This is a genomic window from Paenibacillus sp. OAE614 (genome assembly GCF_040546645.1).
Lineage (GTDB): Bacteria > Bacillota > Bacilli > Paenibacillales > Paenibacillaceae > Paenibacillus_AQ > Paenibacillus_AQ favisporus.
Genome location: NZ_JBEPOD010000001.1, coordinates 3,165,678 through 3,177,297, shown reverse-complemented (window position 1 = coordinate 3,177,297; position 11,620 = coordinate 3,165,678). Strand labels below are relative to the sequence as shown.

Annotated in this window: 8 protein-coding genes; 1 reads left to right on the top strand and 7 read right to left on the bottom strand. The window is 55.4% G+C overall.

Going from position 1 to position 11,620, the window contains the following annotated elements:
• The first annotated feature begins 209 nt into the window (after positions 1-209).
• Entirely contained in the window at positions 210-1,064 is an 855-nt protein-coding gene (locus tag ABIE48_RS14620) for an SDR family oxidoreductase (RefSeq protein WP_192714108.1), read from the top strand.
• 299 nt (positions 1,065-1,363) lie between these two features.
• Here the strand turns inward: ABIE48_RS14620 and ABIE48_RS14615 are convergent, their stop codons facing one another.
• The 7 genes from ABIE48_RS14615 to ABIE48_RS14585 all read right to left on the bottom strand — a co-directional run bounded on the left by ABIE48_RS14615 (position 1,364) and on the right by ABIE48_RS14585 (position 11,568).
• Positions 1,364-1,693, bottom strand: coding sequence for an SCP2 sterol-binding domain-containing protein (locus ABIE48_RS14615; RefSeq protein ID WP_145019372.1), 330 nt, complete (start codon positions 1,691-1,693; stop codon positions 1,364-1,366).
• Positions 1,671-2,168, bottom strand: a complete 498-nt coding sequence (locus ABIE48_RS14610) for a PaaI family thioesterase (protein ID WP_192714109.1) — start codon at positions 2,166-2,168, stop codon at positions 1,671-1,673. The genes ABIE48_RS14615 and ABIE48_RS14610 overlap by 23 nt, the downstream gene beginning before the upstream one ends.
• A 41-nt stretch (positions 2,169-2,209) precedes the next feature.
• Positions 2,210-3,904: a long-chain-fatty-acid--CoA ligase gene (locus ABIE48_RS14605; protein WP_192714110.1), complete on the bottom strand. Its 1,695-nt coding sequence runs from the start codon at positions 3,902-3,904 to the stop codon at positions 2,210-2,212.
• A 25-nt stretch (positions 3,905-3,929) separates the two neighbouring features.
• Positions 3,930-5,711: an acyl-CoA dehydrogenase family protein gene (locus tag ABIE48_RS14600; RefSeq protein ID WP_192714111.1), complete on the bottom strand. Its 1,782-nt coding sequence runs from the start codon at positions 5,709-5,711 to the stop codon at positions 3,930-3,932.
• Positions 5,712-5,778: 67 nt separating this feature from the next.
• Positions 5,779-6,960: an acetyl-CoA C-acetyltransferase gene (locus ABIE48_RS14595; RefSeq protein ID WP_192714112.1), complete on the bottom strand. Its 1,182-nt coding sequence runs from the start codon at positions 6,958-6,960 to the stop codon at positions 5,779-5,781.
• Between the two features lie 22 nt (positions 6,961-6,982).
• Positions 6,983-9,385, bottom strand: a complete 2,403-nt coding sequence (locus ABIE48_RS14590) for a 3-hydroxyacyl-CoA dehydrogenase/enoyl-CoA hydratase family protein (RefSeq protein WP_192714113.1) — start codon at positions 9,383-9,385, stop codon at positions 6,983-6,985.
• Positions 9,382-11,568 carry a (Fe-S)-binding protein gene (locus tag ABIE48_RS14585; protein ID WP_192714114.1) on the bottom strand — a complete coding sequence of 729 codons (2,187 nt, stop codon included), beginning with the start codon at positions 11,566-11,568 and terminating at the stop codon, positions 9,382-9,384. Before ABIE48_RS14585 ends, ABIE48_RS14590 begins: the two co-directional genes overlap by 4 nt.
• Positions 11,569-11,620: the final 52 nt, after the last annotated feature.

The following is an 11,620-nucleotide window of genomic DNA, read 5'->3' as shown; positions in this document are numbered from 1 at the left end:
CCGCCGGGTACCGCGATGTCCCCTGTACCTGGATAAACCTTCAGTGAACAGCCGCACGTACGCCGATGGTAGATGAAACTTATAACATCGAATCAGTGCCCTTTCCCCACATAGCAAAGGCTGCTCTATACACCGCTTTCCCGTTCCGATATAGTGGAAGTTAAGCAGTATGAATTCTTTTCCAGCACATATTTTGGGAGGAATCGGAAATGGAACCTTTTGCGCAGAACTTGTTACAGGACAAAGTGGTGTTGATTACCGGGGGAGCAACGGGTCTGGGCCGGGCCATGGGTGAAAAGTTCGTGCGGCTTGGTGCCAAACTGGCGATCGCAGGGCGCCGGGAAGAAGTGCTGAAGCAGACAGCCGAACAATTTTTTGATAGCGGTTACAAAATATTCTATGCTCCTTGCGACGTTCGGGAACCGGCACAGATTGCGGAGTTGGCGGATGCCGTTGAACGGCATTTCGGCCGGATTGACATTCTCGTCAACAATGCCGCCGGCAATTTCATCAGTCCCACTGAAAGGTTGTCCCCTCGAGCCGTAGACGCGGTGCTGAACATCGTGCTGCACGGCACGTTCTATGCGACCCTGGAGATCGGCAAACGCTGGATCGACCGCGGCCAGGGAGGCACCATGCTCAATATTGTGACGACCTATGCTGCCACCGGATCGGCTTTTGTCGTTCCATCCGCTGCGGCCAAAGCCGGCGTGCTGGCACTGACCCGTTCCCTTGCGGTGGAATGGGCACGTTACGGGATCCGCCAGGTGGCGATCGCCCCCGGCCCCTTTCCAACTGAAGGCGCATGGTCCCGCCTCTCTCCCACGCCGGAGCTGGAGCAGCAGATGATCGATCGCGTCCCTTTGCGCCGGGTCGGGAACAAAGAAGAGCTGGCGAACTTGGCTGCCTACCTGGTTTCTGATTATGCGGGATATATTAATGGGGAAGTGGTCACCATTGACGGTGGAGAATGGCTGCAGGGGGCGGGCGAATTCAATGACCTTCGCTCCGTCACTGAGGAACAATGGGATGCTCTCGCTAAATTAACCCGTAGGGGGAAATAAGAAAAACGTCTATCGAAGCAATTCCTAAGAAGCCAGACCGCATTTAGCGGAAGTTTTTCTTGCGATATAAGGAAGCCCAATCTCCGAAGCTGAAGCTTTCTTATATCTAAAAGAAAGAAACGTCTATCGGCGCACCTTCTAAGAAGCCAGACCGCATTTAGCGGAAGTTTTTCTTGCGATATAAGGAAGCCCAATCTCCGAAGCTTATCCTTTCTTATATCTAAAATAACAGCACAAATAGGCTGCTCTGCATAAGGCAGCCTATATTTTTGCATTCATCGATGTCGTAAACCAGGTATTCAAACCTGATACTGCTTCAGAATTTCCTGAAGCTTCAGAGCCAGGCCAAGACGGCCGTCGATCCGGAGCGATCCGGTCATGTACGCCATCGTCGTGTTCAAGTCGTTCCGCAGTAGTTTTCGAAGATGGCTCTCTGACATCGTCAGCGTGCAATCGGCATCGCCCGAAGCGTCCTCAACAACACGCACGGTACCGTCATTGAAATACACCTGCAAATGTTTCCCCGTATCTTTTATATGAAAATGGTAGGAGGCGTGCAGCCCATCCAGCGCCCCCGGCTGTTCGTTCATTTTTCCGGCCATCGCTTCAAGTTCTTGTACCACGCTCATCCATCGTCCCCCTTTTATCGCTCTCTGTTTGCGCTTCAGGGACATGCCTTTCCAGCACCCGGAAGGTGCCGGTGCCGAAGGCAAGCAGATCCCCGTTCTCTTTGCGCGCATAGGCCTGCGCTGTTATCAGCTTGCGCGAGCTGTGGATAATTTCAGCCGTCACGATGACGCGCCCTTCACCCGTGGAAGCCACGTAGTTCATGTTCAAATTCACCGTCACCACATTGGCTTCCGGCCTGGCCAGCATAATGAGTATGCCCATGGCGGAGTCGATGGCTGAAGCATGCATGCCGCCGTGAACGATCCCGATAAGATTGAGATGATGGGGCAAAATATCAAAGGCTACCACGACCTGATCGCCTTTAAGCTCAACCAGTTCGCATCCGATAAAATCCCAAAAGGTATGCTTCGCGGCGTTTTCCAGCTGCTTCAGCTTCAGGTTCATACTCAGGCTGTCCGTCGTTTCCGGATTCATGTTCTTGCCCTCCTTCTCATTCGGCGTCGCCGTGTCATCTCTTAGAGGTCGACCTTCGATTGATTGACCAGCTTCTCATTCTCTTCTTCGATCAGTTTACGGCGAAGCACCTTGCCCACCAGCGTCTTGGGCAGCGACTCGCGAAACTCGTAGATCTTGGGCACTTTATACACAGCCAGCCGTTCCTTGCACCACTGCTTCAGCTCCTGCTCGGTAACAGACGAGCCTTTCCGGAGCACAATGTAAGCCTTTACATTTTCACCGCGGTAAGGGTCGTTCACACCGGCCACGACGGCTTCCTCCACATCCGGATGCTCGAACAGCACCTCCTCGATTTCCCGCGGGTAGATGTTATAACCGCCGGCTATAATCAGATCTTTGCGCCGGTCCAAAATGTAAAAAAAGCCCTCTTCATCCATCCTCGCCAGATCCCCGGTGTACAGCCAGCCATCCCGGAGCGTGCGCTCCGTATCTTCCGGCCGGTTCCAATACCCCTTCATGACCTGTGGGCCGCGAACGACCAGCTCGCCGATTTCGCCAAGCGGCAGCTCTTCACCCGTATCGGGATGCACAACACGGGCTTCGGTATCCGGTAAAGGAATGCCGATCGAGCCGTTTTTGCGTTTCTCCCATATGTTGTTGGCATGCGTAACCGGGGACGCTTCGGTCAATCCGTAACCTTCGATCAGCTTGCCGCGCGTGACCTCCTCGAACCGCTCCTGTACCTCCAGTGGCAGCGGAGCCGCTCCGCTGATACATATATTTATGGAAGAAAGGTCGTACTTGTGCACTTCAGGATGGTGAATCACCGCAATATACATGGTCGGCGCCCCGGGAAACACCGTCGGCTTCCGCCGGTCAATGATCTTCAGCACCTGATTGATTTCAAAACGTGGAACCAAGATGAGCGTTCCGGCATTATAAACTGCCTGATTAAGCAGCACCGTAAGCCCGAATACATGAAAAAAAGGCAGCGCAGCCAAGTATTTTTCCTGGCCGATCCGTGCCCGGTAAAACCACAGCTGCGATTGAATCGTATTGGCTACCAGGTTCATATGCGTCAACATGACGCCTTTGGCGAAACCGGTCGTTCCTCCGGTATACTGGATGAGCGCCAGGTCCTGTTCCACATCGATGTCTACCTTGACCGGGTCGCTGCTTGATTGTTTCATGAGGCGGGTAAAGGATACGATACGATCGTCATACGTGACGGAGACATTTGTTCCGTCTTTTTTGGCGGCAAGAGGGTATAGGATGTTTTTCGGAAAAGGCAAATAGTCTTTGACCGACGTGACGATCAGCTTGCTGAGCGGCCTGTGGGTCATCGCCTGTTCCACGCGCTGCACCAGCGCATCCAACGTCACGATGATACGGACGTCGGCGTCGGATAACTGATGCTGAATTTCCCGCGGCACGTACAGCGGGTTAGTCATGACTACCACGCCGCCCGCAAGGAGCGCACCGTAATACGCAATGACCTCCTGCGGGCAGTTTGGCAGCATGATGGCGACCCGGTCCCCTTTGCGGACACCCAGCCGGAGCAGGGCGTTCGCAAACCGGTTTACCGAAACCAGCAGGGATCGGAATGTCATTTTCTTCCCCATGAAATCCAGAGCAATATGCTCTGGATATCGGGAAGCCGAATCCACTAGAAATTGCGCAACGTTTTGCTTGGGATACTCGTAACTGTGCGGGACCTCACTAGGATACTGATTTAACCAAGGTTTACTCGACATCCAGGCCACCCCATCTCACGAATTGTTACAGCACGTATTTTTCCGCGGTAATGACCTTTTCAGCGATTTCACGCTTCAATCCCAGCGTATTGACAGGCGACTTTCTCGTCAGCTTTTTCAGAACGGACAGCTGCGTCCGGAGCGTGTCGCCCGATTCCATCGCAGCGAGCACTTCCTTCGCCCACGTTTCGATTTTATTGAATTCGTCATGAACGAATACGGTCGTCATCAGGATCGGCAGGCGAGCCTTGTCTTCGCCGGAGCGGTCGATGATTTTTTGCGTACGCAGCAGCGCACTTTCCATCGCATAGACGGAAATCATCATATCGGACAGATGGCTCAGAATCTCCTGTTCGTCCTCTAGCTTCAATTGATATTTCTGTACGGCCTGGGCGCCGGCCATCAGGAAAATTTTCTTTGCCATCTTGATCAGATGGGCTTCCTGGTCAAGCGTACCCTCGAAGGTTTGCGGAGGAATCGGCTCCAGAAGCTCGGCCTGCAGCGCCACGGCTTTTTGCATCAGCGGCAGTTGGCCCTTCATGGCCCGTTTCACCAAAGTGCCCGGAATGAGCAGACGGTTGATTTCGTTTGTGCCTTCGAATATGCGGTTGATCCGCGAATCCCGATAATTCCGCTCCACCCGGTACTCTTGAATAAAGCCGTATCCGCCATGGATTTGCACGCCTTCGTCGACGACGAAATCCAGCGTTTCGGAACCGAACACCTTGTTGATCGAGCATTCGAGCTGATATTCGGCAATGGCTTTGGCCGATTGATAGCCCACTTCTGGACTGCTGTGATCCACTTCGGCAAGGCCAACATCGAACAGACCTGCCGTGCGGTAAACCATGCTCTCGAGCGCGTACGTTTTCGTATTCATATCCGCCAGCTTTTTGCCGATCAGCGGGAAGGTGGAGATTTTCCGGCCAAACTGCGCACGCTCGTTCGCGTACTTGGCAGCCAGCTCAATCGTATCTTTGGAGGCGCCTACACAACCGGCGGCCAGCTTGAAGCGTCCGATGTTCAGGATGTTGAAGGCGATCAAATGCCCCTTGCCTACTTCCCATAACAGATTCTCTACAGGCACTTTCACATCCTCCAGGATGAGCGGACAAGTGGACGATCCTTTTATTCCCATTTTTTTCTCTTCCGGTCCAATGCTGACGCCTTCCATCGTGCGCTCCACGATAAAAGTGCTGAAGTCCTTGCCGTCCACTTTGGCGTACACGATGAATAGGTCGGCGAAACCGGCATTCGTGATAAACTGCTTGCTGCCGTTCAATACATAATATTCACCGTCCTCGGATAAGGTGGCTGTCGTTTTCGCCCCCAGCGCATCCGAACCGGAGGAAGGCTCCGTTAAGCAGTAGGCGGCGATCTTCTCGCCGGTTGCCAGAGCAGGCAGGTATTTTTGTTTTTGCTCCTCAGTGCCGAAATAGACGATCGGCAGCGTGCCGATGCCGACATGGGCCCCGATCGACAAAGCGAATGCGGATGCCTTGGTCAGCCGCTCGCTAATCAGCGTCGAACTGACCTTATCCAGACCAAGCCCGCCGTAGGCCTCCGGCACGTCGGCGCCCAGCAATCCCAGTTCACCGGCTTTGCGCATCTTCTCCACCGTAAGCTCATAATTCAGTTTTTCGATCGCTTCGTCATGGGGCACCACTTCACCGGATACAAAATCCTCCGTCGTCTCGGCGATCATCCGGTGTTCTTCCGTAAAATCTTCCGGGGTCACAATACTGTGAAAGTCCGTGTCTTCAATAATATAACTGCCGCCGATCACCTTATTCATCGTTGTGCTCATCGTTCCCGTCTCCTTTGCGATATGAATTTTTAATATAAAAACCAAATCACTGTAGAACGCTTTCTGCTTACGGATGAACCTCAAACACGCCCGCGGCGCCCATGCCGCCGCCGATGCACATGGACACCACGCCGTAACCGCCGCCGCGCCGCTTCAGCTCGCTGATCAGGGTCGTCGTCAGCTTCGTGCCCGTGCAGCCCAGCGGATGCCCAAGCGCAATCGCGCCGCCGTTGACGTTCACTTTCTCCTCATCGATGCCAAGCTCCCGGATAATGTGGACGCACTGGGAGGCGAACGCCTCGTTGATTTCGAACAAATCCACGTCCTCCAGCGTAATGCCGGCCATCTGCAGCGCCTTAGGAATCGCCTTGACCGGACCAACGCCCATAATTTCCGGCTCGACGCCGCTGAGCGCGAAGGAACGGAACGTGGCAAGCGGCTGCAGGCCAAGCGCCTCGGCTTTTTCCCGGCTCATGACAACGACCGCCGCAGCCCCGTCGCTGACCTGGGACGCATTCCCCGCCGTGACTGATCCGTTCAGCTTGAACGCCGGTTTCAGCTTGCCCAGCACCTCCACTGTCGTGTCGCTCCGCACGCCTTCGTCCATCCGGAATTCGAAGGTTTTCGTCTGCACTTTGCCTTTCTCATCCACGCTTTTCAGTTCGGCCTGAACCGGCACGATTTCGTCCTGGAACTTGCCTTCCGCAATCGCCTGCGCTGCCCTGGCGTGCGATCTCGCAGCGAACCGGTCCTGATCTTCCCGGCTGATGCCGAACCGCTCGGCCACCTCTTCCGCCGTATGTCCCATGGCGATGTAGACCTCCGGCATCTGCTCAACGATCTTCGGGTTCGGCGACATCTTGAAACCGGTCATCGGCACATGGCTCATGCTCTCCACGCCCCCGGCGATCAGGATGTCGGCATGCCCCAGCATGACTCGTTCCGCCGCGAAGGCGATTGACTGAAGGCCAGAGGAGCAGAACCGGTTGATCGTCAGCGCCGGCACCGTCACCGGGAATCCGGAGTAGAGCGACATGATCCGGGCGAAATTAAGTCCCTGCTCGCCTTCCGGCATGGCGCAGCCGATGATGATGTCTTCCACGTCTTCCTTTTTAAGGCCCGGCGCGCGTTCCACGACGGCCTCCAGCACCGTTTTCCCGAGATCGTCGGCCCGTGTCTGTGCCAGGCTGCCTTTCTTGGCACGGCCGACTGCGGTACGCGCCATCGATACAATGACTGCTTCTTTCATGGAATATCCCCTCCCGTGGATGTTAGTTGCGGAGCGCCTTGCCTTTGGTTAACATGTGGTGCATGCGCTGCTGCGTCTTCGGTTCCCCGCACAGGCTCAAGAAAGCCTCGCGCTCGAGGTCCAGCATATACTCCTCACAGACAAGGGTTCCTGCCGGGACATCACCGCCGGCGAGAACATGGGCCAGTTTTCGGGCGATCAGGTAATCATGGTCGCTGATATAACCGCTTTGCTTCATGCCAAGCGCACCAAGCTGAAGCACGGCCTTGCCTTCCGCCCCGACGACTCGGACCTTCTCCTGCGGGATCGGTTCATAGCCGCTTCGATCCAGACCGAGAACAGCCTGCTTCGCCTGATAAATCTGGACATCCTGACTCACCGCGACACGATCGCTTGGCCGCAAGTACCCGAGACGCTTGGCATCGTGGCCGCTCGTCGATACCGTCGCCGTTCCCACGGTTTGGAAAATGTGATTGATGTACGGCTGCAGATCCGCATCCGGAAGACCGGCCGTTTGGCTTGCCCGCAGCGCCAGTTCCTTGCACCCTCCACCGGCGGGAATCAGGCCGACGCCGACTTCGACAAGACCGTAATACGTCTCCGGCGCTGCGATGACCAGGTCGGCCGGCATGCAGGATTCGACACCGCCACCGAGGCACATGCGGTGCGGCGCGGCCACGACCGGCTTTTCAAACCGCTTCAGCGCGTACATCGTGTACTGGAATTTCCGGATGATTTCGTTGATTTCGTCCCATTCTTCGTCCTGAGCTTCCATGAGGAGCAGCATAATGTTGGCTCCCACACAGTAGTTGCGTGCCTGGTTCGCAATCACGAGTCCTCTGAAATTGCTGCGCACCTCGTCAATGCTCTGCGTAATCATGGAGAGAATGTCCTCGCCGATCGCATTGTTGGGCGAATGGAATTCCAGGCAGGCGACGCCGTCTCCAATGTCGATCAGGCTGGCGCCGCTGTTTCCTTTCACCACCTTGTTTTGCTCTTTCAGGCTGCGCAGATTGATGACTTCTTCCGGCTGTTCTACCTCACGGTATGCGCCCGACGCCACATGAATCGAGTACAGCCGGCCCTCCTCCTGCTTGTAAAAGGACTTGTGTCCCGCAGCGACCCACTCTTTAACCCAGGCAGGAACGGTCAAGCCTTCGGCTTCCATCCGCTCCACGGACCGGGCCAGGCCGATGGCGTCCCAGGTCTCAAACGGTCCGAGTTCCCAGGAGAAGCCCCATTTCATGGCATCGTCGATTTCCTTGACCGAATCGGCGATCTCGCCCACCTTTTCGGCCGAATAGACAAGCACCTGCTTCAGAATGTCCCAGGCCAGATCCGAGTAGCGGTCCTTCGCCCCGAGGAGCGCCTTTGTTTTCGCTCCGGCTCCCTTGGCCATTTTCGCGGCCTCCAACGATGCCGATTTAGGCTTCATCTGCGGCACATATTCCAGCGTTTTCAGGTCAAGGGATAAAATCTCGCTCCCGGCCGGCGTTTTCTTTTTCAAATAGAAACCCTGCCCGCTCTTCTCCCCGAGCCAGCCGCGTGCCACCATGCCCGTCAGCACGTCCGGCGAAGTGAAAACCGCTTGTTCGCGCTCATTCTCGACGTTCATCCGGACGTTATCCGCGACATGAACGAACGTGTCGAGCCCCACCAGATCCAGCGTGCGGAAGGTAGCGCTCTTCGGACGCCCCATCGCCGGTCCGGTCACCGCATCGACCTCTTCCACCGTGAAGCCCTTCTCCACCATTTCATGCAGAGTCACAAGCAGGCCGTAAGTACCGATCCGGTTCGCAATAAAGTTAGGCGTATCCTTTGCGATGACGACGCCCTTGCCGAGCACCCTTTCGCAAAAATCCTTCATACGCGCCACGAGCTCCGGCTCCGTGTCCCGTCCGGGAATAATTTCAAGCAGCTTCATATAACGGGGCGGATTAAAGAAATGTGTGCCTAGGAAGTGTTTTCTGAACGATTCGCCGCATTCGGCCGCCATCTCGTTGATCGAGATGCCCGACGTGTTCGAGCTGACCACCGTACCGGGTTTCCAATGCTCCTCTACGCGTTTCAGGAGCTGCTGCTTCACTTCCAGATTCTCAACCACCACCTCGATGACCCAGTCGACGCCTGCAATTTGCGGCAGATGATCTTCGAGGTTACCCGGCGTAATCCGGGAAGCAAACGCAGGATCATACAGCGGAGCCGGCTTGATCTTGCTGAGCTTCTCAATGGCTGAAGTTGCAAGACGACTGCGTACCGCCGGATGTTCCAGCGTCAACCCCTTCTTCGTCTCTTCCTCTGTCAGCTGAGTCGGAACGACGTCCAGCAGTAAGCACGGGATACCGACATTGGCCAGATGTGCAGCAATGCCGGAACCCATAATTCCTGAGCCGATGACGGCTGCCTTACGAATGGATTTGTTCATTGTGTGCTTGCCTCCATTTCAAATCCTTTATTGTGAGCAGCGGAATCCCCGAACACGGACAGCTCCAAAATTTCGGCGATATCCTTTGCTTTCACACGCTCTTCCACTTCCTTCATCTTCGTCCCGTCCTCCATCATGGTCAGGCAGTAAGGACAGGCGCTGCTGATGATGCTTGGATTCACTTCCAGCGCCTGCTCTGTGCGGGCAAGGTTCACCCGTTTGCCGGACGTCTCCTCCATCCACATCATGCCGCCCCCGGCGCCGCAGCACATCGCATTTTCCCGCGTGCGCTTCATTTCAACGAGCTCCACGCCAGGAATGGCCCGGAGGACGCTGCGCGGTTGGTCGTACACGTTGTTATAGCGTCCCAGATAACACGAGTCGTGATAAGTGACCCGCTCCTTCACTTCATACTGGGGTTTCAGCTTCCCTTCGCGGAGGAGCTGATCCAGCAGCTCGGAGTGATGAAGGATCTCCACCCCTTCGAGCCCGAATTCGGGGTATTCGTTTTTGAACGTGTTGAAGGTGTGCGGGCAGGCGGTCACGATTTTCTGAACACCGTATTTTTCGAAAATCTCGATGTTCTCCATGCACAGCTGCTGAAACAGCATCTCGTTGCCCATCCGGCGGGGCGTATCCCCCGAATTTTTCTCCTCGTTGCCGAGAATGGCGAAATTGGCGCCGGATTCGTTCAAAAGGCGGGCAAACGCCTTGGAGATTTTGCGGCTGCGCAAATCGTATGAGCCCATCGATCCGACAAAGAACAAATATTCAAACTGCGGATTGTCCTTGACGGTCGGCACCCGGATGCCTTCCACCTCGCCGGTCCAGTTGGCCCGGTCGTTGCGGTTCAATCCCCAGGGATTGCTTTGCCGTTCGATATTTTGCAGGGCTCGCTGCCCCTCTGCCGGCATGTTTCCTTCCATCAGCACGAGATGGCGGCGCAAATCGATGATTTTATCGACATGCTCGTTGCCGACCGGGCACTGATCCTCGCAGTTGCGGCAGGTGGTGCAGGACCAGATCTCCTCCTCGGTCATGACGTCGCCGATCAAGTTCATGTCCTGCGGACTTGTGTCCTGATGGGTCCAGGTGGCCTTCTGCCATGCCAACGTCGGGCGAATATCCGTCACGCCGTCCGCTGATGACCAATCGGGATGGGTTTCGGACACGGCTGCATCCAATGCATGCGCTCCACTCCCGGCAAAAGCATATTCGGGAACATACGGCGACTTACCGGTAACGGCTGTACCTTTTTCCGTTAAATGATCGCGGAGTTTGGTAATGAGATGCATCGGCGACAGTACCTTGCCGGTATTGGAAGCCGGACAGACGTTCGTGCAGCGCCCGCATTCCACACAAGCGTAGAAGTCGATCATCTGTTTTTGCGTAAAATCTTCGATCCTGCCGACGCCAAACGACTCGGCTTCTTCATCTTCAAGGTCAAGCTTGCTCAGCTTGCCGACAGGCTCGGAGCGGCCCAGCCAGATATTGACCGGTGCGGTAATGAGGTGAAAATGCTTCGATTGAGGAACATAGACGAGAAAAGATAGCAGAATAAGCAGATGGGCCCACCAAAAGATGTAGAACAATACGGATGCCGCCGTTCCGGACATGCCGGTGAAGATGGCCGCAATCGCTGAGGATATAGGTGCGTAAGCGGATGGCTCGAGGTCGAGCCGGATTCTTTCGAAGGTAAGCGACAGCAGCACAGACAGCATCAGGGAGAAGATAAAGAACACGACAATGCTTGGCTTCCACCCTTTCTTGAGGCGCGCAAGCTTCTCGCCATACCGGCGGTAAGCGGCATATCCCATCGCTACAAGGACCAGAAACACCGTGATCTCCTGAAGCAGACCGAATACGTCGTACGCGGGAAGCGGAAGGTGGCCGCCGTCTGTCAGTCCTTTGATAATGAGATCCAGCGCGCCGAACTGAAGGATGATGAAGCAGTAAAAGATCACCACGTGCATAATGCCGCTCTTCCGGTCCTTCAGCAGCTTTTTTTGGCCGAACACCTGTCCCAGGAACTCGCCCCATCTGCCTTCACGTTGCTTCCGGAAATCCACCGGCTTGCCGAGCTTCACGTACAGCAGTCTGTGATACACCGCTTGGCAGAACAAATAAATACCGTACCCAGTCACAGCGAGAAACAGCAGTAAATTGACGATTGGCCACACCATTTGTCATCCGTCCTTTCTTCGTATTCACCTAAATTTGGTGACGGGTTACATT

What these genes read in the sequence shown, in the direction of transcription:
- ABIE48_RS14595 (WP_192714112.1), bottom strand. Translation starts at nt 6,960, where the DNA reads ATGAAAGAAGCAGTCATTGTATCGATGGCGCGTACCGCAGTCGGCCGT.
- ABIE48_RS14610 (WP_192714109.1), bottom strand. Translation starts at nt 2,168, where the DNA reads ATGAATCCGGAAACGACGGACAGCCTGAGTATGAACCTGAAGCTGAAG.
- ABIE48_RS14605 (WP_192714110.1), bottom strand. Translation starts at nt 3,904, where the DNA reads ATGTCGAGTAAACCTTGGTTAAATCAGTATCCTAGTGAGGTCCCGCAC.
- ABIE48_RS14585 (WP_192714114.1), bottom strand. Translation starts at nt 11,568, where the DNA reads ATGGTGTGGCCAATCGTCAATTTACTGCTGTTTCTCGCTGTGACTGGG.
- ABIE48_RS14600 (WP_192714111.1), bottom strand. Translation starts at nt 5,711, where the DNA reads ATGAGCACAACGATGAATAAGGTGATCGGCGGCAGTTATATTATTGAA.
- ABIE48_RS14615 (WP_145019372.1), bottom strand. Translation starts at nt 1,693, where the DNA reads ATGAGCGTGGTACAAGAACTTGAAGCGATGGCCGGAAAAATGAACGAA.
- ABIE48_RS14620 (WP_192714108.1), top strand. Translation starts at nt 210, where the DNA reads ATGGAACCTTTTGCGCAGAACTTGTTACAGGACAAAGTGGTGTTGATT.
- ABIE48_RS14590 (WP_192714113.1), bottom strand. Translation starts at nt 9,385, where the DNA reads ATGAACAAATCCATTCGTAAGGCAGCCGTCATCGGCTCAGGAATTATG.